The 25762-nt window shown below is 62.8% G+C and carries 20 protein-coding genes; 15 read left to right on the top strand and 5 right to left on the bottom strand.

The genetic code is table 11. The annotated features are described in order from the left end of the window. Positions 1-160: 160 nt before the first annotated feature. Positions 161-1288, bottom strand: coding sequence for a polysaccharide deacetylase family protein (locus AA098_RS05035; protein WP_003251770.1), 1128 nt, complete (start codon positions 1286-1288; stop codon positions 161-163). Between the two features lie 137 nt (positions 1289-1425). On the opposite strand from AA098_RS05035, the gene yaaA reads away from it, so the two are divergent. The 13 genes from yaaA to AA098_RS04970 all read left to right on the top strand — a co-directional run bounded on the left by yaaA (position 1426) and on the right by AA098_RS04970 (position 19171). Beyond that, positions 1426-2205, top strand: coding sequence for a peroxide stress protein YaaA (gene yaaA / locus AA098_RS05030; protein ID WP_014860716.1), 780 nt, complete (start codon positions 1426-1428; stop codon positions 2203-2205). 844 nt (positions 2206-3049) lie between these two features. Then, complete coding sequence (locus AA098_RS05025; RefSeq protein WP_003251764.1) at positions 3050-4366, top strand: nucleotide sugar dehydrogenase; 1317 nt, start codon at positions 3050-3052, stop codon at positions 4364-4366. An 86-nt stretch (positions 4367-4452) separates the two neighbouring features. Continuing rightward, positions 4453-5934, top strand: coding sequence for a glycosyltransferase family 2 protein (locus AA098_RS05020; RefSeq protein WP_003251762.1), 1482 nt, complete (start codon positions 4453-4455; stop codon positions 5932-5934). 37 nt (positions 5935-5971) lie between these two features. Then, positions 5972-7138: a PilZ domain-containing protein gene (locus AA098_RS05015; RefSeq protein ID WP_047604392.1), complete on the top strand. Its 1167-nt coding sequence runs from the start codon at positions 5972-5974 to the stop codon at positions 7136-7138. 10 nt (positions 7139-7148) lie between these two features. Continuing rightward, positions 7149-8582, top strand: coding sequence for an alginate biosynthesis TPR repeat lipoprotein AlgK (gene algK / locus AA098_RS05010; RefSeq protein WP_003251758.1), 1434 nt, complete (start codon positions 7149-7151; stop codon positions 8580-8582). Then, positions 8579-10057: an alginate export family protein gene (locus AA098_RS05005; RefSeq protein ID WP_003251756.1), complete on the top strand. Its 1479-nt coding sequence runs from the start codon at positions 8579-8581 to the stop codon at positions 10055-10057. The genes algK and AA098_RS05005 overlap by 4 nt, the downstream gene beginning before the upstream one ends. A gap of 22 nt (positions 10058-10079) precedes the next feature. Then, positions 10080-11639 carry a mannuronan 5-epimerase AlgG gene (gene algG / locus AA098_RS05000; RefSeq protein WP_003251754.1) on the top strand — a complete coding sequence of 520 codons (1560 nt, stop codon included), beginning with the start codon at positions 10080-10082 and terminating at the stop codon, positions 11637-11639. Between the two features lie 13 nt (positions 11640-11652). After that, the gene (locus AA098_RS04995; RefSeq protein ID WP_014860709.1) at positions 11653-13092 is read left to right on the top strand and encodes an alginate O-acetyltransferase; all 1440 of its coding nucleotides are present in this window, start codon (positions 11653-11655) and stop codon (positions 13090-13092) included. Between the two features lie 8 nt (positions 13093-13100). Further along, positions 13101-14204, top strand: a complete 1104-nt coding sequence (locus AA098_RS04990; RefSeq protein ID WP_064613911.1) for a mannuronate-specific alginate lyase — start codon at positions 13101-13103, stop codon at positions 14202-14204. 182 nt (positions 14205-14386) lie between these two features. Beyond that, on the top strand, positions 14387-15844 hold the full coding sequence (locus AA098_RS04985; RefSeq protein ID WP_014592311.1) for an MBOAT family protein: 1458 nt from the start codon (positions 14387-14389) through the stop codon (positions 15842-15844). 11 nt (positions 15845-15855) lie between these two features. Then, entirely contained in the window at positions 15856-17013 is a 1158-nt protein-coding gene (locus tag AA098_RS04980; protein ID WP_003251747.1) for an alginate O-acetyltransferase, read from the top strand. A gap of 20 nt (positions 17014-17033) precedes the next feature. Beyond that, positions 17034-17681 carry an alginate O-acetyltransferase AlgF gene (locus AA098_RS04975; protein WP_003251744.1) on the top strand — a complete coding sequence of 216 codons (648 nt, stop codon included), beginning with the start codon at positions 17034-17036 and terminating at the stop codon, positions 17679-17681. A gap of 35 nt (positions 17682-17716) precedes the next feature. Then, positions 17717-19171 (top strand): mannose-1-phosphate guanylyltransferase/mannose-6-phosphate isomerase, encoded by a 1455-nt coding sequence (locus AA098_RS04970; RefSeq protein WP_003251742.1) that lies wholly within the window; start codon positions 17717-17719, stop codon positions 19169-19171. A gap of 38 nt (positions 19172-19209) precedes the next feature. Here the strand turns inward: AA098_RS04970 and AA098_RS04965 are convergent, their stop codons facing one another. Next, on the bottom strand, positions 19210-19662 hold the full coding sequence (locus AA098_RS04965; RefSeq protein ID WP_060538234.1) for a hypothetical protein: 453 nt from the start codon (positions 19660-19662) through the stop codon (positions 19210-19212). 169 nt (positions 19663-19831) lie between these two features. Between AA098_RS04965 and AA098_RS04960 the strand changes: the two genes are divergently transcribed. Next, positions 19832-20296 carry a hypothetical protein gene (locus tag AA098_RS04960; RefSeq protein WP_003251738.1) on the top strand — a complete coding sequence of 155 codons (465 nt, stop codon included), beginning with the start codon at positions 19832-19834 and terminating at the stop codon, positions 20294-20296. 121 nt (positions 20297-20417) lie between these two features. Then, positions 20418-21230 carry an SDR family oxidoreductase gene (locus AA098_RS04955; RefSeq protein WP_003251736.1) on the top strand — a complete coding sequence of 271 codons (813 nt, stop codon included), beginning with the start codon at positions 20418-20420 and terminating at the stop codon, positions 21228-21230. 398 nt (positions 21231-21628) lie between these two features. Here the strand turns inward: AA098_RS04955 and AA098_RS04950 are convergent, their stop codons facing one another. Genes AA098_RS04950 through AA098_RS04940 form a run of 3 tightly spaced genes read right to left on the bottom strand, consistent with a single transcriptional unit; the run spans position 21629 to position 25711 of the window. Then, positions 21629-23083 carry an efflux transporter outer membrane subunit gene (locus tag AA098_RS04950; protein WP_060538235.1) on the bottom strand — a complete coding sequence of 485 codons (1455 nt, stop codon included), beginning with the start codon at positions 23081-23083 and terminating at the stop codon, positions 21629-21631. After that, entirely contained in the window at positions 23080-24141 is a 1062-nt protein-coding gene (locus tag AA098_RS04945) for an HlyD family secretion protein (RefSeq protein ID WP_003251732.1), read from the bottom strand. Before AA098_RS04945 ends, AA098_RS04950 begins: the two co-directional genes overlap by 4 nt. Before the next feature lie 28 nt (positions 24142-24169). Then, positions 24170-25711 (bottom strand): MFS transporter, encoded by a 1542-nt coding sequence (locus AA098_RS04940; protein WP_064613910.1) that lies wholly within the window; start codon positions 25709-25711, stop codon positions 24170-24172. Positions 25712-25762: the final 51 nt, after the last annotated feature.

Genomic DNA, 25762 nt, shown 5'->3' with positions numbered 1-25762 from the left:
ACGCCACCTGTGCTGCAGGAATCGGCTGTCTGGTTTCTTCATACCGCAAAAACCATGACCGAAAAAAGCATTTTTACGCATTTTTGAAGTTTATTTTTCCGATTGACGAAGAGGCCTTGGCGCCAGCGTCAGAGGGGACTACGCTCAAAAGTCATACCCTCTATTCGCGGTATCCATATTCCCGGCAATCCTCCCAGCCGATGCCGCTTTGCGCGGTATTGCGCAGCAACCATTCCACCGCCGGCTGCGCCTTGGGAAGGCTGTCATGAAACTGGATCACGCCCTTGCGCCACAACAGCATCAGGGTCAATACGCGCTGTGCGGACGCCTCTGCGCTCAATGCACCGTCATCCTGGGCATCGATGTCCCACAACGATACCCGCAACTGCTGGCGGGCCATGAACGCTTCGCCGTCAGCCCGGCGCTGGCCATAAGGAGGGCGGAACAGCGGCACATACTGCTCGGGCAGATCAGCCTGCACGCGCGCCTGGCTGCGCCGCAGCGAATCCTGCCAGTCGGTCCACTGCGCATGGGAGCGGTATTCCCACCCCTGGATACCCACGCACTGCCCGCTATAGAGCTGGCGCAAGGCATTTGCCGCCGCGCCATCACGGCGTTGCTGCAAGCGGTTACCGAGCGTGAAGAACGTGCCTTCGAGCTTTTGCCGGCGCAGGTAATCGGTGAGTAGATCCGTACTGCCCCCCTCGGGCCCAGGCCCGCCGACAAAGGTCAGCAGGAACATGCGGTCGTTCAGTTCGTCACCCTTGCGCTCACGCGAAGACAACCGCTCGATTTCGCTGCTGGTCTGCGGCAGCAACGCCGCCTTGCGCAGTTGCTCGTCCAGGTAGCGGACATGGAACTGGTGGCTCGGTTCGATCCAGCCGGTATAGAACGCACCGACATCGGCAGCGAACGTCGCCGCTTGTGTACGCAACTCCGCCATGGACGTAACCGGGTAGCAGAATGATGCATCCTGCTCACAACTGCGCTGCGCCTGTTGATAACCCTCCCACAACCGCTGCCACATGCGCGCCCGAACCTGGCGCACCTTCTGCAGGTTGATCTGCCGCAGCCCCAGCCGGGCCGCCAGGCTTGCATCATCCAGCAACTCGCTTTCGTGCAGCACTTGGGCGAACGACAGGATTTCTGCCCGAGAGGCCACATCGAACAGCGCCGGGCTGTCCAGCTGTTCGGGCCACAGGCTGCGGTCCAGGCTGACCTGAGGTGAAGGGGCGGCTTGCACGGCCAGGCTCAGCAGGCCGGCCAGCAAGGCAGAAGCAATGCGCACAGTGGAAGGCTCCGCAACGGCAAAACGCGAACTATAGCGCCTGCACCGACCATGGGCTGTGACTATCGTCGCCATAGTTTGGACTTGTACCGCCCACCCCGTAGAATCCTCGGCCAACGATGCCAGGAGCCGACCCGATGCTGACGGTGATTTCCCCCGCCAAGACCCTCGACTACGACACCCCGCCAGTGACCGAGCGTTTCACCCTGCCCCAGTACCTGGATGAATCCCAGGCCCTGATCCAGCAACTGCGCGAACTGTCGCCGGCGCAGATCAGCGAGCTGATGCACCTGTCCGACAAGCTCGCCGGCCTGAATGCGGCGCGCTTTGGCAGCTGGACCCCAGACTTCACCCCGGCCAATGCCAAGCAGGCGTTGCTGGCGTTCAAGGGTGACGTGTACACCGGCCTCGATGCCGAGAGCCTGAGTGACGACGACTTCAGCTACGCTCAGGACCACCTGCGCATGCTCTCGGGCCTATATGGCCTGCTGCGCCCGCTCGACCTGATGCAGCCCTACCGCCTGGAGATGGGCACCAAGCTGGCCAACGCCCGCGGCAAGGACCTGTACGCCTTCTGGGGCACGCGCATCAGCGAATGGCTGAACCAGGCCCTGGCCGACCAAGGCGATGACGTGCTGTTGAACCTGGCCAGTAACGAGTATTTCAGTGCAGTGAAACGCAGTGCGCTGAAGGCCCGGGTGATCAACGTCGACTTCAAGGACCAGAAAAACGGCCAGTACAAGATCATCAGCTTCTACGCCAAGAAGGCCCGCGGCATGATGAGCCGCTTCGTCATCCAGCAGCGCATCAGCACCCCGGAACAGCTCAAGCAGTTCGATGCTCAGGGGTACTACTACAGTGCCGAGCAGTCCAAGCCGGACCATTTGGTGTTCCTGCGCGATCACCCCTCGGAGTGACCCTGTAACGCCCCTTCACGGCCAAACCCGCTCTTACAGGTAATGCGCTACCCGTAGGAGCGGGTTCACCCGCGAAGAGGCCAGCAGCTCTGCCCCCCCCTCTCAGCCCTGCAACAGGGCACGCTGCAAACCGCCATAACGCCATTAATCCGACGCCAAAAATCCAGCACGCCCACCTTTATCGCCAAACGACATAAGACCGTTCATACCTTTTTTGACGAATTCTGAAAAAATTTTTCAGATGCTGGCATAAAAATATCTCGCAACAGTTACGTCCTTGATACACGGGGGTGAAACACCCGCGTGCTATCAATTTGAAACTGTCCGCAACTGAATAAATATTTAGAAATCTTTCATTCGAGCGAAACTGGCTCAGGAACTTCTGCCAAAGCCAATCGCTCATAGTGCCGTAACGATTTTCCTGCCTACGGGCTGTGAGAGATGACTTACAGATGACAGCAGCGGGTATCCACTGCCCGCCATGAGAAAATCGACAGGTATCACGGAAACCCCCGAAGACCTTGTCCATGCAGGAGAGACGCGTCCCTTACAAATCGTCCTAGTGGTTGATTTCAAAGGATTTATTCACTTGAAAAAACAAGCACAGCAACGCGCCAAGTAGCGCATTGCAATAAAGACGGCTGCATTTCAGGGCACGTTTTTTAATGAATGGCTATTGAGTGCCAACTTTGAGCGCATAACTTTTTGCGTTCCGGATTTATTTTGCCTGCGCTCGGCGAAGTGTGCATTCGCCATGGATCCGTGCGCCCGAAAACTGTTGTTAATCAACCCAGCCCGGCTCTCTGCGGAGGCGTCGGCGTGATAAACACATGAGGTGATAGCGATGCGTATCAGCATCTTTGGTTTGGGTTATGTGGGTGCAGTCTGTGCAGGCTGCCTGACGGCGCGTGGCCATGAAGTGATCGGTGTGGACGTGTCCAGCACCAAGATCGACCTGATCAACCAGGGCAAGTCGCCCATCGTCGAACCTGGCCTGGAAGCACTGCTGCAACAGGGCATCGCCAATGGCCGCCTGCGCGGCACTACCGACTTCGCCGAAGCCATCCGTGCCAGCGATGTGTCGATGATCTGCGTGGGCACCCCCAGCAAGAAAAACGGCGACCTGGGCCTGGAGTACATCGAGTCCGTGTGCCGCGAAATCGGCTACGTGCTGCGTGACACCACCCGCCGTCACACCATCGTGGTGCGCAGCACCGTGCTGCCTGGCACCGTCAAGAACGTGGTCATCCCGATCCTGGAAGATTGCTCGGGCAAGAAGGCCGGCGTCGACTTCGGCGTGGCGGTCAACCCGGAATTCCTGCGTGAAAGCACCGCCATCAAGGACTACGACCAGCCACCGATGACGGTCATCGGCGAACTGGACAGCGCCAGCGGTGACATCCTCCAGGCCCTGTACGAAGAACTCGACGCCCCGGTCATCCGCAAGCCGATCGAAGTGGCCGAGATGATCAAGTACACCTGCAACGTATGGCACGCCACCAAGGTCACCTTCGCCAACGAAATCGGCAACATCGCCAAGGCGGTGGGCGTCGATGGCCGCGAGGTGATGGACGTGGTCTGCCAGGACAAGGTCCTCAACCTGTCCCAGTACTACATGCGCCCTGGCTTCGCCTTCGGCGGCTCTTGCCTGCCCAAGGACGTACGCGCCCTCACCTACCGCGCCGCCAGCCTCGATGTCCGTGCACCGCTGCTCGACTCGCTGATGCGCAGCAACGAATCGCAGGTGCAGAACGCCTTCGAGCTGATTGAAGCCCACGACAAGCGCAAGGTCGCCCTGCTGGGCTTGAGCTTCAAGGCCGGCACCGACGACCTGCGCGAAAGCCCGCTGGTGGAACTGGCCGAGCGCCTGATCGGCAAGGGCTACCAGCTGGACATCTACGACGAGAACGTCCAGTACGCCCGTGTTCACGGTGCCAACAAGGACTACATCGAGTCGAAGATCCCGCACGTGTCGTCGCTGCTCAACGCCAACTTGCAGCAGGTGATCGACAACGCCGACATCATCGTCCTCGGCAACCGTGACGAGCAGTTCCGTGCGCTGGCCCTGCAAGCGCCAGCCGGCAAGCAGGTGATCGACCTGGTCGGCTTCATGAACAAACCGACCAGCACCACCCACCGTACCGAAGGCATCTGCTGGTAAGTGCCCGGCCGGGCAGCGATGAGGCACTCGACAAGAGCCGCCTCCTCGCTGCCCACCCTTTCCCGAATTCTCGACGGATGCTGAACATGCAAAGGCTCCAGACAGTGCTGTTGCAGTGCGCCGGGTGGCTGCTCTACATGAGCCTGCTCATGCTGATCGCCCTGGCCCTGCCAGCTGATATCTTCGACTCGCAGTCGAAGCACTTCATCTTCCTGGTCGGCGCAGTCGGCATCTGGCGCTACTCCATGGGCGCCACCCATTTCATCCGCGGCATGATCTTCCTCTACGGCGTGTACCCGTACCTGCGCCGCAAGGTGCAGAAAATGGGTAACGCCACCGACCCGTCGCATGTCTACCTGATGGTCACCAGCTTCCGTATCGAAGCGCTGACCACCGCCCAGGTGTACAGCTCGGTGATCCGCGAGGCGATCAACTGCGGCTTCCCCACCACCGTGGTCTGCTCGCTGGTGGAAATGTCCGATGAACTGCTGGTCAAGAGCCTGTGGGCCAAGTACAACCCACCGGCCCACGTGAAGCTGGACATCGTGCGTATCGCCGGTACCGGCAAGCGTGATGGCCTGGCCTACGGCTTCCGCGCCATCTCGCGCATGCTGCCGGACGAGAACGCCGTGGTGGCGGTGATCGACGGTGACACCGTGCTGGCCGACGGCGTGGTGCGCAAGACCGTGCCGTGGTTCAAGCTGTTCCCCAATGTGGGCGGCCTGACCACCAATGAATTCTGCGAAGTGCGTGGCGGCTACATCATGAGCGAGTGGCATAAGCTGCGCTTCGCCCAGCGCCACATCAACATGTGCTCGATGGCCCTGTCCAAGCGCGTACTGACCATGACCGGGCGCATGTCGATGTTCCGCGCCAGCGTGGTGACCAACCCCGAGTTCATTGCCGACGTCGAAAGCGACTCGCTGATGCACTGGCGCCTGGGCCGCTTCAAGTTCCTTACCGGGGACGACAAGTCCAGCTGGTTCAGCCTGATGCGGCTGGGCTACGACACCTTCTACGTGCCGGACGCCGCCATCAACACGGTCGAGCATCCGCCGGAAAAAAGCTTCCTCAAGGCCAGCCGCAAGCTGATGTACCGCTGGTACGGCAACAACCTGCGGCAAAACTCACGGGCACTGGGCCTTGGCCTGCGCCGCCTGGGGCTGTTCACCAGCATCGTGTTGTTCGACCAGCGCGTGTCGATGTGGACCAGCCTGCTGGGCCTGACCGTGGCGGTGATCGCCAGCCTCAAGTTCGGCATGGCCTTCTTGCTGGTGTACCTGCTGTGGATCGGCATCACGCGCCTGATCCTCACCATCATGCTGCTGTGCTCAGGCCACAACGTAGGCCCAGCCTACCCGCTGATTCTCTATTACAACCAGATCATCGGCGCGCTGATGAAGATCTACGTGTTCTTCCGCCTCGACAAGCAGTCGTGGACGCGTCAGCCCACTGCCCTCAAGCGTGACCTCGCCAGCTTTCAACAATGGTTCAACACCTGGTCCTCGCGGACCATGACCTTCTCGGCTGCCAGCATCTTCGTTGCTGTGCTGTTCATGGTCGTGTGAGCCCAACCCGGATCGGATCTAACAGGAACAAACCACCATGAATACCGCCGTGAACGTCAATGTCGTGCATGAGTCCGAAGCCCAGCGCCAACACGCCCGGGTACGCATTCCCGCCAAGCTGCGGTTCCTGGACGCCCAGCGCCAGGTCCACGAAGTCAAGGTCGAAGACCTTTCTGCCGGCGGCCTGAGCTTCCACGCCAAGCAACCGCAGTCGGTGGGCGATGTGCTGCGCGGGCGCCTGCAGTTCGTGGTCGACAACCTGGGCCTGTCGATCGACATCGAGTTCCAGGTGCGCTCGTACAACCCGGACAATGGCCGTATCGGTGCGCAGTTCCAGAACCTTGAACCTCGCGACATCGCCACGTTGCGGCACATCATCACCAGCCACCTGTCGGGTGAGCTGATCAGCATCGGCGACGTCCTCAGCACCCTGCAGCGTGACAACTTCACCAAGGCGCGCAAGCAGAAGGACGGTGGGTCGGGCCTGAGCGCCTTCGGCCGCTTCAAGGCAGTCACCGTCACACTGGGCGTGTTCGTGGTCGGCGTTGCGGCCTTCGGCTTCGTCGCCAAATCGTTGTATGGCATGTATTTCGTCAGCCACGCCGAAGCCGGTGTGGTCGCAGTGCCAACCACCAACGTCACCATGCCGCGCGACGGTACCGTGAGCAGCCTGGTCGAAAGCGGTGGGCAGATCGCCAAGGGCGCGCCACTGGCCAGCTTCACCACCAGCATGCTGGACATGCTCAAGGGCAACCTTGAAGACGCACAGCTGGAGCCGGCGAAAATCGAGGAGCTGTTCGGCAAGCAACTGTCCGGCACCCTCACCAGCCCCTGCGATTGCGTGGTCGCGCGCCAGTTGGTGGACGACGGCCAGTACGCCGCCAAGGGCCAGCCGATCTTCCAGCTGATCCCACGCACCACCAACCCGATGGTCGAGGCGCGCTTCAGCTACCGCCAGTTCGACGAGGTCAAGCCAGGTACCCGGGTCAATTTCCAGGTGGCCGGCGAAGACGAAGTGCGCACCGGCCAGATCGTCAGCAGCGCCAGCCTCAACAGCGAAGACCTGTCCTCCGACATCCGCGTGCAGATCAAGCCAGACAGCGGCCTGCCCGCCGAACTGGCCGGCCGCCCGGCCTCGGTCAACAGCGACCGTGGCCCCTCGCTGAACTGGCTGATCGACAAAGCCGTGGCCCGTGGCCTGTGAGGGACGGACAATGATCTCTGATACCTACAAGGTCCGCGTGAACCTGGGATTGTGTGCACTGGCTGCCGCCATCACCCTGGCCGGCTGTGCCGGCCTGCCCGACCAGCGCCTGGCCAACGAGGCCATGAAGCGCGGTGACACGGCATTGGCCGAGCGCAACTACAAGGCGCTGGCCGACCTGGGCTACAGCGAAGCGCAAGTCGGCCTTGCGGACATCAAGGTGGCCACCCGCGACCCCTCGCAAATCAAGGAAGCCGAAGCCACCTATCGCGCTGCAGCCGCCACGTCGCCACGCGCCCAGGCGCGCCTTGGCCGCCTGCTGGTGGCCAAGCCGGACAGCACCCAGGCCGAGCGCGAAGAAGCAGAGACCCTGCTCAAGCAAGCGGCCAGTCAAGGCGAAAGCAACACCCTGATCCCACTGGCGATGCTCTACCTCAGCTACCCGCAGAGCTTCCCCAAGGTCAACGCGCAGCAGCAGATCGACCAGTGGCGCGCCGCCGGCAACCCGGAAGCGGGCCTGGCCCAGGTGCTGCTGTACCGCACCCAGGGCACCTATGACCAGCACCTGGGCGAAGTGGAAAAGATCTGCAAGGCGGCGCTCAACAGCACCGACATCTGCTACGTCGAACTGGCCACCGTGTATCAGAAACGCGGCCAGGCCGACCAGCAAGCCGCCCTGCTCGGCCAGCTGAAGGCCGCCTACGCCCGTGGCGCAGTGCCGGCCACCCGTGTTGACAGCGTGGCCCGCGTGCTGGCCGACCGTAGCCTTGGCCAGACCGACGAAAAAACCGCCAAGGACCTGCTCGAGCAAGTAGCCCCGGCCAACCCGGCGTCCTGGGTCAGCCTGGCACAGCTGGTATACGACTTCCCCGAACTGGGCGACACCGACCAGTTGATGGCCTACATCGACAAAGGCCGCGAAGCTGAACAGCCACGCGCCGAACTGCTGCTGGGCCGCCTGTACTACGAAGGCAAAACCCTGCCAGCCGACGCTCAAAAAGCCGAGCAGCACCTGCAAGCCGCTGCCGAAGCCGGTGAGATCAGCGCCCATTACTACCTGGGCCAGCTTTACCGCCGCGGCTACCTGGGCAATGTCGAGCCGCAGAAGGCCGTCGACCACCTGCTGGCCGCCGCCCGTGGCGGGCAGAACAGCGCCGACTATGCCTTGGCCCAGCTGTTCAGCGAGGGCCACGGCATCCGCCCGCAACCGGGCAACGCCTGGGTGTTCGCCCAGCTGTCGCAGGCCAACCCGACGCCGCAATCAGCCGAACTGCTGCAGCAGCTCGACCAGCAACTGACACCTGACCAGCGCAACCAGGCCCAGCAACTGCTGGACCAGGAAAAGCGTGCACGCGGCAGCCTGGCGCAGGGCGCGAATAGCACCCTGGCCCTCGAAGCCCTGCAAGACGACGAAAAAGAAGTAGACGGTGAGGACTCGCTATGACGCTCAATCCCTTCGTGAAAGCCGGCATCGGCCTGAGCTTCGCCCTGCTGTGGTCCTGCCCGACCCTGGCGGAAATGACCGCTGAAAAAAACTTCGGCCTGGACGTGAAAATCACCGGCCAGTCGGAAGACGACCGTGACCTGGGCACCCGCTCTGGCGGCGATGTCAACGGCCTGGGCCTGGATCTGCGCCCGTGGGTGTACGGCGAGCGCGGCAACTGGAGTGCCTACGCCATGGGCCAGGCGGTCGCTGCGACCGACACCATCGAAACCGACACCTTGCGCCAGAACGACGACGGCACCAGCACCGACACCGGCGACGACAGCCGTCAACCAGACAAAAGCTACCTGGCCATGCGCGAGTTCTGGGTCGGCTACAGCGGCCTTACCGCCTACCCAGGCGAGCAACTGCGCTTCGGTCGCCAGCGCCTGCGCAGCGACGATGGCATGTGGCGCGATACCAACATCGAAGCGCTGAACTGGACCTTCGATACCACCTTGCTCAAGGCCGACCTGGGCGTCGCCCAGCGCTTCAGCGAATACCGCACCGACCTCACCGAACTGGCGCCGGAAGACAAGGACCGCACCCACATCTACGGCAACGTCGCCACGCAGTGGACCCCTGGCCACTGGGTTGGCCTGCGCGCTCACCACACACATGACAGCGGCAGCCTGAAGAACCCCGGCGAAACGGTCGACGCGCTGGACAAGACCCGCACTGGCGACCTTACCTGGCTGGGCCTGGAGGCCAACAGCGACGCCTACAACTGGCGCAACGACCACACCGTGAATTACTGGGGCAGCGTCACCTGGCTGACCGGTGACCGCGACAAGCTGAGCACCCAGCAGGTGGGTGACGACCAGGTCGCCACCGGCAAGCAGAGCGGTGACGTCAACGCCTGGGCAACCGACCTCGGTATCCGCCTGCGTCTGGACCCGCAATGGCAGGTCGGCGCTGCGTACGCCCGCGGTAGCGGCGGCGGCGGCGATGACGGTTCGAACAACTTCGAGCAGACCGGCCTGGAGAGCAACCGCTCCAACTTCACCGGCACCCGCTCGCGTGTGCACCGCTTCGGCGAAGCGTTCCGCGGCGAACTGGGCAACCTGCAGGCCGCCACCCTGTTCGCTTCGTGGCAGCTGCGTGACGACTATGACGCGAGCCTGATCTACCACAAATTCTGGCGGGTCGATGGCAACCAGAACATCGGTTCCAGTGGCATCAACGCGGTGGTCAACGACAACGGCGTGAATCGCCCGCTGGTCGATGGCGAAAAAGACCTAGGCCAGGAAATGGACGTGGTCGTGACCAAGTACTTCAAGCAAGGCCTGCTGCCGGCTTCGATGAGCCAAGCCATCGACGAGCCGTCAGCCCTGGTGCGCCTGCGTGCCGGTGTATTCAAGCCGGGCGACGCCTACGGCAAGGAAGCGGACTCGTACATGCACCGCGCCTTCGTCGACGTCATCTGGCGCTTCTGAGGCCGGTAGGGGACTGACCGTGATGAACCTTCACCCGCACTTACGTCACAGCCTGTTGGCCAGTGCCTTGCTGCTGGCAAGCGGCCTGGCCACTGCCGCAGAGCCCCAGGTGATCGCCAAGGAGCTGCAGCAGGCCAAGACCTATACGGTGGCCAGCGCACCGATCGAGCCGCTGCAGATGGACCCGCCAAAGCTGCCCGACCTCACCGGTTTCACGGCCGAGGCGGTGCAGAAGAAAATCGACCGCCGCCACAAGGGCAAGGTCAGCCTGCGCCGTATGTTCCAGGAGGACACCCTCAAGGAGTTCGTCGGCGGCGACAACAAGGCCGCCGAGTGGGTGCAGCGCCAGCACGGCATCCCGCAGGCGATTTTCGTCGATGACGGCCATGTCGACCTGACCGAGTTGAGCAAGAAGGTACCCAAACAGTACTTCAGCGAAGTCGAGCCTGGGGTTTACCTGGCACGCCTGCCGATCGTGGTCGGGCAAAAGGGCATCCTCGAGATCGACGGCAAGGTCAAACAGCTGCGCCTGTCCCAGGAGGGCGGCGCTTTTCTGGTCAATGACGGCAAGCTGTTCGTAACCGACACCCAGGTGACCGGCTGGCGGGAAAAGGACAACGGCCCGGCGACCTTCCGCTCGCCCAAGGAATTCCGCCCGTTTCTGCTGTCTTGGGGCGGTACCGAGACCTATATCGTCAATACGAAGATGGCCAGCTTCGGCTACGCCAAGTCCAAGTCGTATGGCGTGAGCATCTCGCAGTACACGCCGAACATGGCCAAGCGCATGGGCCGCCCGGAGCCCACCGGCTGGATCATCGGTTCGGAGTTCAGCGACATGTGGTACGGCTTCTACTGCTACGAAACCCAGGACTTCGTGATCAAGGACAGCACCTACCGCGACAACATCGTCTACGGCATCGACCCGCACGACCGTTCGCATCGCCTGATCATCGCCGGCAACACGGTGTACGGCACCAAGAAGAAGCACGGCATCATCGTTTCGCGTGAGGTCAACGACAGCTGGATCATCAACAACAAGAGCTACGACAACAAGCTCTCGGGGGTGGTGATCGACCGTAACAGCGTCAACAACCTGGTGGCCTACAACGAGATCTACCGCAACCACACCGACGGCATCACCCTGTACGAAAGCGGCGACAACCTGATCTGGGGCAACAAGCTGGTCAACAACCGCCGCCACGGCATCCGCGTGCGTAACAGCGTGAACATCCGCCTGTACGAAAACGTCGCCATGGCCAACGGCCTGGTCGGCGTATACGGCCACATCAAGGACCTGTCCGACACCGACCGCGACATCGCCCTCGACCCGTTCGACACCAAGGTGTCGCTGATCGTGGTGGGTGGCGAGCTGTCGGCCAACGGCTCCGGCCCGCTGTCGATCGACTCGCCGCTGTCGGTCGAGCTGTACAAGGTGTCCATGCTCGCCCCGCGCAAGGCCAGCGGCATCAGCCTCAATGGTGTGCTGGGTGAGCGCCAGGACGAAATCCTCGACCTGCTGGTACGCCAGCAGAAGGCTGTGCTAATCGACCCGGTCGAACGCCAGACCGAAATGATCGATTAAGGAAGCCCAGACCATGACTCCACACCTGATGAAACTGCTGGGCCTGTCCGCCGCCCTTCTGGCAATCAGCCAGGGCGTGCGCGCCGAAGACGTCAAGGCCCCGACCTTCAACGCCGAGCCCTGCTGCCAGTTGTGCCCTGAAGCGCACGATGCCAGCCGCTACACCACCCGCTATCAGCAAAACTTCACCACGCTGGTGCAGGCCCAGGGCGACTGGCTGTTCCGCACCCGCGAAGACCTGCGCACCGAGTTCAACACCACCCCAGCCGGCTACAAACGCCTGCAGCAAGTGCACGACGCGTTCAAGAAACGTGGCGTGGAACTGGTGGTGGTGTACCAGCCGACCCGCGGCCTGGTGAACCGCAACATGCTCAACCCGGCCGAAAAAGCCGCGTTCGACTACCAGAAGGCCCTGGGCAACTACCAGGCCATGCTCAAGCGCTTCGCCAGCATGGGTTACAACGTGCCCGACCTGTCACCGCTGACCAACGAGCAACTGGCCGCCGCTGACCAGGGCAAGGACTTCTACTTCCGTGGCGACCAGCACTGGACGCCGTACGGTGCCGAGCGCGCGGCGAAGATCGTGGCCGACACCGTGCACAAGATGCCGGCCTTCGAAGGCATCCCGCGCAAGGCATTCGAGACGAAGAAATCCGGGCGCATGGGCAAGACCGGCACCCTGCACAACGTTGCCGGCCAACTGTGCGGCACCAGCTACGCCGTCCAGTACATGGACCAGTTCGCCACCGAGCCGAAAGGCTCGAGCGGTGGCGACGACCTGTTCGGTGACAGCGGCAATGCGCAGATCACCCTGGTCGGTACCAGCCACAGCGGCAAAAACTACAACTTCTCGGGCTTCCTCGAGCAATACATCGGCGCCGACGTGCTCAACGTCGCCTTCCCAGGCGGCGGCCTGGAAGGGTCGATGATCCAGTACCTGGGCAGCGAGGAATTCCAGAAGAACCCGCCGAAGATCCTGATCTGGGAATTCTCCCCGCTGTACCGCCTGGACCAGGAAACCATCTGGCGGCAAATCCTTGGCCTGCTCGACGACGGCTGCGACGACCGCCCGGCCCTGATGAGCGCCAGCACCACCCTCAAGCCTGGCAAGAACGAGCTGATGGTCAACGGCAAGGGCGGCGTGATCAAAGACCTGATCAACCGCAACCTGCAGATGGACGTCAAGTTCGAAGACCCCTCGGTGAAGGTGTTGCAGGCCACCCTCTGGTACCTCAACGGCCGCCATGAGGACATCAAGCTGGAAAAACCGGAAACCTCCGACACCGACGGCCGCTTCGTCTTCCAGATGCGCGAAGACGAGGACTGGGCCAGCCAGAGCCTGCTGGCGTTCGAGGTACAAGGGCCGGAAAGCGGCACCCAGAAGGTCGAAGCCAAGCTCTGCAAACGCAACAACTTCGCCGTGCCTGCGCAGACCGCGCAGGCTGGCCAGTGAGGCGACCCATGACCATTTTCAAGCGAATTTCCAGCCCCGCCCTGCTCGCGTTGGCCTTGTTTGGCGGTGCCGCGCACGCCGCGCTGGTACCGCCGCAGGGTTACTACCAGGGGATCGAAAAGCTCAAGACCGGTGAGGGTAACTTCCGCTGCGAAGCGGCGCCCAAGCCATACACCGGCCCGCTGCAGTTTCGCAGCAAGTACGAAGGCTCGGACAAGGCACGGGCAACGCTCAACGCTGCCTCGGAAAAGGCCTTCCGTAAGTCGACCGAAGACATCACCACGCTTGAAAAAGGCGTGAGCAAGATGGTCGGCCAGTACATGCGCGACGGCCGCCCGGCGCAACTCGACTGCACCCTGACGTGGCTGGGCACCTGGGCACGCGCCGGTGCATTACTGTCCACCGACTACAACCATACCGGCAAGTCGATGCGCAAATGGGCGCTGGGCAGCATGAGCGGTTCATGGTTGCGGCTGAAATTCTCCAACTCGCAGCCGCTGGCCGCACACCAGGCCGAGGCCGACCTGATCGAAAAATGGCTCAACCGCCTGGCCGAGCAGACTGTGCGTGACTGGAGCGACCTGCCGCTGGAAAAGATCAACAACCACAGCTACTGGGCGGCCTGGTCGGTCATGGCTACCGCCGTCGCCACCGACCGTCGCGACCTGTTCGACTGGGCCGTGAAGGAATACAAGGTGGGCGCCAACCAGGTGGATGACCAAGGCTTCCTGCCCAACGAAATCAAGCGCAAGCAGCGCGCGCTGGCCTATCACAACTACGCCTTGCCGCCGCTGGCGATGATTGCCAGCTTCGCCCAGGCCAATGGCGTCGACCTGCGCGCCGAGAACAACTTCGCCTTGCAGCGCCTGGGTGAAGGCGTGCTGGCCGGCGCCCGCGATCCCAGCCACTTCAAGGCGCGCGCGGGCAAGAAACAGGACATGACCGACCTCAAGGTCGACAGCAAGTACTCCTGGCTCGAGCCCTGGTGTGCGCTGTACCACTGCGTCGGCGACACGCTTGAGCGCATGCACGACATGCAGCCGTTCAACAGCTTCCGGCTGGGGGGCGATGTGACCCGGGTCTATGACCCGAGTGCAGAGCGTAAAAAGTAACACCATCCCTGTAGGCGCGGGTTTACCCGCGAAGAGGCCGGGCCTGCCATCTGCGGTGCCTTGTGCCGGCCTCATTCGCGGGTAAACCCGCTCCTACGGGGGACTAGGTATCTCCCACCATTTCGTGGGGGGTTTGGGGGGCGCTTTGCCCTGGATGCTGTGAACAAATTAGGAGAACCGGGATGGTCTTCTCGTCCAACGTGTTCCTGTTCCTGTTCTTGCCGATCTTCCTCGGCCTGTACTACTTGAGCGGGCAACGTTATCGCAACCTGCTGCTGCTGGTCGCCAGCTACATCTTCTACGCCTGGTGGCGGGTGGACTTCCTGGCACTGTTCGCCGGCGTCACCCTTTGGAACTACTGGATCGGCCTGAAAGTCGGTGCCGCCGGTGTGCGCACCAAGCCGGCGCAGCGCTGGCTGCTGCTCGGCGTGGGTGTCGACCTGGCGATCCTCGGCTACTTCAAGTACGCCAACTTCGGCGTCGACAGCCTGAACGCGATCATGACGTCGTTTGGCCTGGAGCCATTCATTCTGACCCACGTGCTGCTGCCGATCGGTATCTCGTTCTACATCTTCGAGTCGATCAGCTACATCATTGACGTGTACCGCGGTGACACCCCGGCTACCCGCAACCTGATCGACTTCGCAGCGTTCGTGGCGATTTTCCCGCACCTGATCGCAGGCCCCGTGCTGCGCTTCAAGGACCTGGTCGACCAGTTCAACAACCGCACCCACACCCTGGACAAGTTCTCCGAAGGCTGCACCCGCTTCATGCAGGGCTTCATCAAGAAAGTGTTCATCGCCGACACCCTGGCCGTGGTCGCCGACCACTGCTTCGCCCTGCAAAACCCCACCACGGGCGATGCCTGGCTCGGCGCCCTGGCCTACACCGCACAGCTGTACTTCGACTTCAGCGGCTACAGCGACATGGCTATCGGCCTGGGCCTGATGATGGGCTTCCGCTTCATGGAAAACTTCAAGCAGCCCTATATCAGCCAATCGATCACCGAGTTCTGGCGGCGCTGGCATATCAGCCTGTCGACCTGGCTGCGCGACTATCTGTACATCACCTTGGGCGGTAACCGCAAAGGCACCTTCAATACCTACCGCAACCTGTTCCTGACCATGCTGCTGGGCGGCCTGTGGCACGGTGCAAACTTCACCTACATCATCTGGGGCGCCTGGCACGGCATGTGGCTGGCCATCGAGCGCGCGCTGGGCCTCGACACCAACCCGCAGCGCTTCAACCCGGTGAAGTGGGCCTTCACCTTCCTGCTGGTGGTGGTCGGCTGGGTGATCTTCCGCGCCGAAAACCTGCAGGTGGCCGCCCGTATGTACGGCGCCATGTTCAGCTTCGGCGACTGGCAGTTGTCGGAGCTCAACCGCGCCCAGCTCACCGGTCTGCAGGTGGCCACCCTGGTCATCGCCTACCTCACCCTGGCGTTCTTCGGCTTGCGCGACTTCTACCGCAATGCCAGGCCGACGCCCAAGGCGACCCCGGTGCAGGTCAACGCTGACGGCTCGATCGGCCTGGACTGGACCCGGGTGATGACCCGCGCACTGATCCTGCTGCTGTTCGTCGCCTCGATCCTCAAGCTTTCGGCGCAAAGCTACTCGCCGTTCCTTTACTTCCAGTTCTGAGGTTGATGACCATGACCCGGACATTACGCATCACCTATTCCCTGTCGTTCCTCGGCCTGCTGGTCGGCATGGGCGCCTGGTCCACCGGTGGCCTGCAGAGTTTCCAGCGCACCGAGCAGATGACCCTGCTCAACGGCAAGCTGGCCAAGGCCGCCGAGACCCACTACGACGCCGAGTTCCCGATCAAGCGCCTGGGCACCAACTTGTGGGCGGCCATGGACTTCAAGCTGTTCAACGAAGGCCGCCCGGGTGTGGTACTGGGCCGCGACCAGTGGTTGTTCAGCGACGAAGAGTTCAAGCCCACCGCCGGTGCCGAGCAATTGATGCAGGAAAACCTGGCACTGATCCGTGGCGTACGCGACACCCTGCAGCAACACGGTAGCCAGCTGGTGCTGGCGATCGTGCCGGCCAAGGCACGGGTCTACGCCGAGTACCTGGGCAAAGAGCGGCCTGCCAGCCTGCATGACGACCTGTACAACCAGTTCCATGCCCAGGCACGCCAGGCCAACGTGTTCGCACCGGACCTGATGGCACCGATGGAGCAGGCCAAGGCCCGCGGCCAGGTGTTTCTGCGTACTGACACCCACTGGACGCCTATGGGTGCCGAAGTGGCGGCGCAGGCGCTGGCCGAAGCGGTCAGCCGCCAGAGCCTGCTCAATGGCGACCCACAAGCCTTCATCACCGAAGCGGGCAACACCGCCCCCTACAAGGGCGACCTGACCAACTTCCTGCCACTGGACCCCTTGTTCAGCAACCTGCTGCCGGCCCCGGACAACCTGCAGAAACGCACCACCCGGCCGGTCGATGCCGAGGGTGACGCCGGTGACGCGTTGTTCGCCGACAAGCAGATCCCGGTTGCACTGGTAGGCACCAGCTACAGCGCCAACCCGCACTGGAACTTCCTCGGCGCGCTGCAGCAGGCCCTGCGCAGTGACGTCGCCAACTACGCCGAAGACGGCCATGGCCCGCTGCTGCCGATGCTCAAGTACCTGCAAAGCGATGCCTTTAAAAACGCCGCACCACAAGTGGTGGTGTGGGAATTCCCCGAACGTTATCTGCCAATGAAAAACGACCTCAGCAGCTTCGATCCGCAGTGGATCGCGCAGCTGAAAAACTCCCGTAAATCCGAAGAAAACCTGGCCTTGTCGTCCACCCGGACAGACCACTGACTGATAGAGAGGAAACGCACATGACTACCAAGACTTCCATTGCCAAAGCCCTCACCCTCGCGGCCGGCCTTTCCCTTGCTTCGATGCAGGCCTTCGCCGGTGCCGACGCCGCACTGTATGGCCCAAGTGCGCCGAAAGGCTCGACCTTCGTACGCCTGTACAACGCGACCAGCGCACCCGCCGCCGCGTCGGTCGGCAACACCCAGATCAAACAGGTTGGCGCACAGGCCAGCAGCGATTTCAGCTTCCTGCCAGGCGGCGACTACACCGCCCAGGTCGGCGGCAAGAGCGTGCCGGTCAAGCTGGCCTCGGACAAGTACTACACCCTGGTCAACAGCAACAGCGGCAGCCCGAAGCTGATCGAAGAACCACCGTTCAAGAACAAGCAGAAAGCCCTGGTGCGCGTGCAGAACCTGAGCGACCAGCAACTGACCCTGAAAACCGCCGACGGCAAGACCGAAGTGGTCAAGCCGGTGGCCGCCAACGGCCGTGGCGAACGCGAAATCAACCCGGTCAAGGTCAACCTGGCGCTGTACCAAGGAGACAAGAAAGTGGGTGACGTGAAACCCGTCGCCCTGGAGCGCGGCGAAGCCGCAGTGCTGTACGTAACGGGTTCCGGCAACGCCTTGTCGCCGGTGTGGGTAACTCGCCCCGTGGCTAGCAACTGATTCCCCTGCCTCTCAACGACTATTGGAGAAACATGATGATCCCGGTAATTCTTTCTGGTGGTAGCGGTTCCCGTCTGTGGCCTCTGTCGCGCAAGCAGTTCCCCAAACAGTTCCTGGCCCTGACCGGTGAGCACACGCTGTTCCAGCAAACCATCGAGCGCCTTGTATTCGAGGGCATGGACACCCCGATCGTGGTCTGTAACAAGGACCACAAGTTCATCGTCCAGGAGCAACTGGCCGCACTGAAGCTGGAAACCCAAGGCATCCTCATGGAACCGTTCGGCCGCAACACCGCGCCGGCCGTGGCCATGGCTGCCATGAAGCTGGTCAACGAAGGCCGCGACGAGCTGATGCTGGTGCTGCCTGCCGATCATGTGATCGATGACCAGAAAGCCCTGCAACGTGCCTTGGCCTTGGCCACCGTGGCCGCCGAGCGTGGCGAGATGGTGCTGTTCGGCGTGCCGGCGACCAAGCCGGAAACCGGCTACGGCTACATCCGTTCCAGCCAGGATGCGCTGCTGCCCGAAGGCGTGGCGCGGGTTGCGCAGTTCGTCGAGAAGCCCGACGAAAAACGCGCGGCCGAGTTCGTCCAGGCCGGTGGTTACTTCTGGAACAGCGGTATGTTCCTGTTCCGCGCCAGCCGCTTCCTCGAAGAGCTGAAAAAGCACGACGGCGACATCTACGATACCTGCGTACTGGCGCTGGAGCGCAGCCAGGAAGACGGCGATGTGCTGAGCATCGACGAAGCCACCTTCGCCTGCTGCCCGGACAACTCCATTGACTATGCGGTGATGGAGAAAACCCAGCGTGCCTGCGTGGTGCCGATGTCGGCGGGCTGGAGCGATGTAGGCTGCTGGTCGTCGCTGTGGGAAGTGCACGAGAAAGACGACAACGGCAACGTCACCAAGGGCGACGTGGTGGTTCAAGACAGCCGCAACTGCATGATCCACGGCAACGGCAAACTGGTGTCGGTGATCGGCCTGGAGAACATCGTGGTGGTCGAGACCAAGGATGCCATGATGATTGCCCACAAGGACAAGGTCCAGGGCGTCAAGCAGATGGTCAAGACCCTCGACGAACAGGGCCGCACGGAAACCCAGAACCACCTGGAAGTGTATCGCCCGTGGGGCTCGTACGACTCGGTGGACATGGGCGGCCGCTTCCAGGTCAAGCACATCACCGTCAAGCCGGGCGCCAGCCTCTCGCTGCAGATGCACCATCACCGCGCCGAGCACTGGATCGTGGTATCCGGTACCGCCGAGGTGACCTGCGACGAGAACGTGTTCTTGCTGACCGAAAACCAGTCGACCTATATCCCCATCGCTTCGGTGCACCGTTTGCGCAACCCGGGCAAGATCCCGCTGGAGATCATCGAAGTGCAGTCCGGCAGCTACCTGGGCGAGGATGACATCGAGCGCTTCGAGGATGTGTATGGGCGCACGTCCACACCCATCGAGCGCGGCGTTTCGGTGAAGACCATCGCGCAGTAAATGCTGGCTCGTCCCTGGGCTGACCAGGGGCGAGCTGCTCATTCAAGGGTCGGGGCTATGACGGAGATGTCGAATGGGCCACCCACCACCCTGAAAGGTCGCTGCAAATCATCCTCCCCTTCAAATTCGAAGGATTCAGCCCTGATGCTTGTGGCGGTCATCTCGAGTTTCCGGATACGTCCGGATTTCGCATAGCCGCCATAGGTTGTGCCGCGCTTGTGAAAAAGCGCCCGGTTCGCCTCACCCCCGATAACGACATCCCGCACGCCCGCCTGTAACTGCAGGTCGAAGTCAATGTAGACGTCCGCATCATCGGCCTGCCCCTTGTACGCATACAACCACGCGTTTTGTTCAGTGGTCCCGAAATCCACGCCCTGCGAAACGAAATCCTCTCTTTGACCCGCAAGGCTGAAGACAGCCGTAACAGTGCCCTTGGCAGGCGCTTTTTTCATTTCTTGCACAGGTTTTTGCTCAACCGATGTGTCACTCATGGCCATGCTCCTTTTGATTAGGCATGGCGGAATCTAGAATGGATGTACCCTTTCCACTACTCGCAGTATTGCCAGGTCTGGCTTCTGGCATAGTTGCTCACCGGTTACCTGACCGCTGGGTTTTAGATAGGCTGTAGCCATCCCTGCGCGCGAATGAGGCGATTACGCGATGCTGATCGGTGCCCTGCTGATCCTCACCTGGCTGGTGTTGTTGTTGCGTTACCCAGCCAAGGCTCTTCCCATCTCCCTGGCGGCCGTGTTTGGCCTGGGTCTGGTGGCCTTGTTCGTGGTCTGGCAAGACAGCCGCGAAAGCAGTCGACTGGCACGCCTGGACCTGCGCCTGACCTACGCCCCCGAACACTGTCCCGCCGACCGTGCCCTGCAGGTACGCATGAAGAACGGTAACGACGTGCCGCTGACCGAACTGCGCTGGCGCGTGGCAGCGTACGCACCGGGCGATACCGTGAACCTGGCCGAGAACACCTACAATGCACCGCGATACCGAGGGCCAGGTGAATTGCAGCCGGGGGCCGAGTGGCAAGACTGCCTGCCATTGCCGCCGCTGCGTTCCGGCTATCGGCCGCAGACCCTGGAATTCCGGGTAGAGCACCTGCAAGGTACATTTGCCAATTGATGTGTTGCCTATGCCGGCCTCTTTGCGGGTCAACCCGCTCCTGCAGGGTGTAGGGGCAGGTTGACCCGCGAAGAGGCCGGCACAGGCAACAACCAATCCTCCATGACAACAGGCCCCTACCATGCCCACCGTCCTGATCACCGGTTGTTCCAGCGGCATCGGCCGCGCCTTGGCCGACGCCTTCCGCGATGCGGGCCACCATGTCTGGGCCACCGCCCGCAAGCCTGAGGATGTCGAGCAACTGAGTGCCGCCGGCTACACGGCCCGGCAGCTGGATGTAAACGACGGCGAGGCACTGGCCCGCCTGGCAGAGGAACTGCAAACCCTCGATATCCTGATCAACAACGCGGGTTACGGTGCCATGGGCCCACTGCTCGATGGTGGCGTCGACGCCCTGCGCCAGCAGTTCGAAACCAACGTCTTCGCCGTGGTCGGCGTTACCCGGGCGCTGTTCCCGCTGCTACGCCGCTCACGCGGTCTGGTGGTGAATATCGGCAGTGTATCGGGCGTGCTGGTCACGCCATTCGCCGGCGCGTACTGCGCCTCGAAGGCGGCTGTGCATGCCCTGAGCGATGCCTTGCGCCTGGAGTTGGCGCCGTTCGGTGTGCAGGTGATGGAAGTACAGCCGGGTGCAATTGCCTCGCAGTTCGCCAGCAATGCCCAGCGCCAGGCTGAGCAGGTGCTGGCGGTCGACTCGGCGTGGTGGCCTTTGCGTGAGCATGTGCAGGCGCGGGCGCGGGCATCGCAGGACAAGCCAACGTCGGCGGCGGTATTTGCCCAAGGCGTGCTGGCAGCAGTCGGCAAGTCGCCGGCGCCCGCAGTGGTACGTTTGGGGAATGGCAGTACAGCCTTGCCGCTGATGGCACGGTTGCTGCCGCGGCGGTTGCTGGACTGGGCGCTGCGCAAGCGCTTTGGCCTGCTGCGCCCGCTCTGAGTGATCGCCTGCCTGTACCCGCGAAAGGGCCGGGCCTGCAGGCCAATTTTCACCCGCCGTTCACCGTTGACGCTGCTACCGTATTCGCGGGTAAACCCGCTCCTACACAGATTGGTGGTGGACACACATCGGGGGTTGGACACAGACCGCCGTGTAGGAGCGGGTTCACCCGCGAAGAGGCCGGCCCTGCTGGCCAATCTCCACCCGCCGTTCACCGTTGCTGCCGCCACCGTATTCGCGGGTAAACCCGCTCCTACACAGATCGGTGGTGGACACACATCGGTGGTTGGACACAGACCGCCGTGTAGGAGCGGGTTCACCCGCGAAGAGGCCGGTGCAGCCTGCAAAGAATAAAGCCATGGACCGCAATCCACCCCTTCAAACTCTGTGCTTCCTCCCTAGCTGTGAGCATTCGGCAGCTGCTCGTCAAACGCCTGCCAGCCACCGCCCAGTGCCTTGTAAAGCCCCACCAGCGCCTGCGACACCGCCGCCGAGCTGTCGATCCATTGCTCCTCGCTGGCCAGCAGCGCGCCTTGTACCGTCAGCACATTGAGAAAGTCCACCGCCCCTTCCACATACTGGCGCTGGGCGGTTTCCAGGGCGATACGGTTTTGCCGCACGGCCTCGGCAAGGTGATCACGGCGCAACTGACTGGCGTTGTACAGGCGTAGCACATCGTCAATTTCATGCCAGGCCCCCAGCACCACCTTGCGATAGTTCAGCGCGGCTTCCTGCTGTTGCGCCTCGCGCAGTTCCAAGGTGCCCTTGAGCCGGCCGCCCTCGAAAATTGGCAGCGACATCTGTGGACCGAAGGCGAACCGGCGCGAATCCCAGCCACCAAAATCCGACAGCTGCATCGCCTGGAAGCCGACACTGCCCGACAGGCGGATACTCGGGTAGAAATCCGCCTTGGCCACGCCAATGCTGGCAGTGGCGGCATGCAGGCGGGCCTCGGCCTGGCGGATGTCCGGGCGGCGCTCGGCCAGTTCGGACGGCAAGCCGATGGCAAACTTCTGCTGCGGCGCAGGCAGCTCGCCGCCTGGCAGCAATTCGGCCTGGAGGCTGCGCGGCGGCTCGGCAGCGAGCAGGCTGAGGGCATTGATCAGGTCATCACGCCGCGCTTCCAGGCTTGGCAGGCGCGCTTCGATAGAAGCGACCTGGGCGCTGGCCTGGGCCACATCCAGGCGTGTGGCAACGCCTTCGGCCTGGCGGTCCTGGGACAGCTTCAGGCTGTGCCGGGCGACCCTGAGGTTATCCTGCGTCACATCGAGGGTGTGCTGCACGGCACGCAGCTGGATGTAATTGCCGGCGGTTTCCGAAAGCAGTGCCAACAGCACACCGCGGCGGTCATTCTCGGCCACTTCGACCGTGGCATCGGCAGCCTCGACCTGACGCCGCACACGGCCCCACAGGTCCAGTTCCCAACCAGCCACCAGGTCGCCCTGCCAAAGGTTGAAGGCTTCCTTCCCGGCTTTGCCGGACGGATCGCTCAAGCCATCGGCGCTGTTACGAGCGCGGCTGTAACCGGCGTTCACGTCCACCGACGGTACTTCGTCGGCAGCCAAGGTACTGCGCAGGGCACGGCTTTGCAGCAGCCGCGCGCTGGCCATCTGCAGGTCGAGGTTGCGTTCGGCAACGCGCTGGATCAAAGCGCTCAGGCGGGCATCGTGGAACGTTTCCCACCAGCGCAGTTCAAGCGGTTCGGCCTGCGGCTGGCTGGCCGCCGCCTCGCCTTGCAGCGACGCCCACTGCTGCGGGGCCTGGCTATCTGGGCGCAGGAAATCCGGGCCCAGGGTGCAACCGGTCAGCAGCACAGCCAGCAGCAAAGGGCTCAAGCGTAATCCCGGTTTCATCGCGCGCTTACCTCTTTGCCGTCCAGCTTGTCGCCACGCGTGTCGATGGTGGCTTCGACCGACATGCCCACACGCAGGCGGGTGAGCAGTGGCTGGCCATCATCGAGAACGATCTTGACCGGAATGCGCTGCACCACCTTGGTGAAGTTGCCGGTGGCGTTGTCTGGCTTGACCGCGGCAAAGGTTACGCCGGTAGCCGGGGCAATGCTTTGCACATGGCCTTGCAGGGTTTCGCCGGAGAAGGTGTCGACGCTGATGCGCACCGGCTGGCCCGGCTGCACGTGGGTCAGCTGGGTTTCCTGGAAGTTGCCGACCACATAGGCCTGCTGCAACGGCACCACCGACAGCAGGCGAGCGCCCGGGTTGACGTAGGCCCCCACGCGCAGGGCGCGTTCGCCGACCATACCGTCCACCGGCGCTGTGATGCGGGTGTAGGACAGATCGAGCTGGGCCTTTTCCAGGCCTGCTTCGGCACGCTTGAGCTGGCCATCGGCGCTGGCCACTTGAGCCGTGAGGATGTCCACCTGCTTGCGCGCCGCCACCCGCGCAGCTTGAGCGTTGGCTAGGCGAGCACGGGCTTGATCGACAGCGCTGCGCGCCTGCTGGGCGTTCTGCACGGTACCCGCGCCCTGCTCGGCAAGGCGGCTGTAGCGGTTGACTTCATGGTCGGCGAACGCCGCTTCAGCCTGGGCCGCCTTCACTGCCGCTTCGGCCTGGGCAATCAGCGCGTCCTGGCGTTCAAGCGTGGCGCGGGCATCGGCGCTTTGTGCCTGGGCTACCAGCAACTGCGCCTGCGCAGCATCCAGCGCGGCCTGGTAGTCACGCGCGTCGATGGTCGCCAGCAACTGGCCAGCCGTGACCTGCTGATTGTCTTCCACCAGCACTTGCTTGATGAAACCGGCGACTTTGGGCGCGACCACGGTGTAGTCGGCGGTCACATAGGCGTCATTGGTGCTCTGGCGGTGATCGCTGCCAAACATCCAGGGGCCGACGATGCCGGCCAGGACGGCCACGGCCAGCACCGAGCCGATGAAAAGGGTTTTGCGGTTGTTGGTCATTTCAATGGTTCTCGAAATCATCCAGGGCTCAAGCCACCGCACGCGGTGGATAGACCCGGGTAGGCACGAAAGGAATCAGGCAGATCAGGGCCACGGCGATACAGGCCAGCACCAGATAGAGGTCAGCCGAGGTCAATACCTGCGCCTGGTCGTGAATGCGCTTGGCCAGGCCAGCGGCGTTGCCGTCGACCAGCGGGGCGTTGCCCAGGCTGTCCACCAGGTGATTGGAATGGAAATGCCGGCGCAGGGTGCCAAGAACATCCAGCAGGCCACCGGCGATGACGGCGGCCAGGCCCTTGACGGTGTTGAACCAGCTGGAGGCGAACGGGCCCTCCTGCGGGGTCATGCCATTGGTGGACAGCATCAGCAATGGCAGCACTGCCATCGGCTGGCCGAACACCTGCAGCAGGTAGAACGGGTAGAAGTCGCCTCGGATCCACTCGCTGGTCAGCAGGCTGCTGCCAACACAGGACACCGCCAGCATCGCCAGGCCAATGCCCAGCACCCAGCGGCAGTCCACTGCGCGGATGTTGCACAGTGCCGCCGTCAGCGGCAGGGCGATCAGTTGCGGCATGGCCACCAGCATCATCAACGGGCTGGTCTGCGCCGGGCGGTAGCCCTGGATCTGCGCAAGGTAGGCCGACGGGATGCTGCCCACACCCGAAAGCACGACCAGCACACCGGCCAGGGTCACCAAGGCGAAACTCAAGTTGCGCCGCTGCAACAAGCGCAACTGGAAAAACGGCAACGGCTCGGACCACTCGTTGTACATGAACAACACCAGCAACAGCAGGCCACCGCCCAGCAGCCAGCAGATCAGCGGCGAGTCGAACCAACCCCAGCGGTCGCCCAGCGACAGGCCCAGCACAGTGCAACTGATGGCGGGCAGGCCCAGCAGTACGCCCCGCCAGTCGAACTGTTTGAAACGCTCCAGGCGCAGCGGGTCCTGCGGCAGCCCCCAGCCTACGCAGACCATGGCCAGCAGCGAGGGCAGGATGATCTGCCAGAATGCCCATTGCCAACCGACGTATTCGGTCCACAGCCCCGCCAGTGGCGTGCCGAGGTTGGGGCCAAAGGTGGCGGTCAGGGCGTAGCAGGCCAAGCCATAGACCTTGATACCTGGCGGCAAAAAGCGCAGGGCCACGCTCATCAACATCGGCGGCAACGCGCCAGCGGCAAAGCCCTGCAGTACACGCAGCAACATCAGGCTGTGCAGGTTGGGGGCGAACGGTTGCAGCAGGCCAAGCACGGCGAACAGACCAATAGCGCTCATGGTGAAGCGGCGCAGCGAGAAGGTCGTCGCCAGCCACGGCGCAAAGGCCATGGCCGAGACCGAAGCGGCGCTGTACACCGCCAGCAACCAGGCACCTTCGTCGGCACCGATGCCCAGGGCGCCGCGGATATCGGCCAGGGAAATCTTGGTTACCGACTCGTTGAGGCCGGCGCACAACACAGCCAGCAATACACCGAACAACCCGACCACTACCTGCAGGCCGAACGTCGCCTGCACGGGCGCAGCCGGCGCGGGGGCGGCGGCCATGGCGGCAGACGGGGCGGACAGGGAACTCATGGGCAGACATCTCCGGCAACAAATTTGCGACTGGAGCAAGTCTAAAAAGGT

Source organism: Pseudomonas sp. JY-Q (genome assembly GCF_001655295.1).
Classification (GTDB): Bacteria; Pseudomonadota; Gammaproteobacteria; order Pseudomonadales; family Pseudomonadaceae; genus Aquipseudomonas; species Aquipseudomonas alloputida.
Note: the sequence above shows the minus strand (reverse complement) of the source record. Positions and strands in the feature narration are given on the sequence as shown.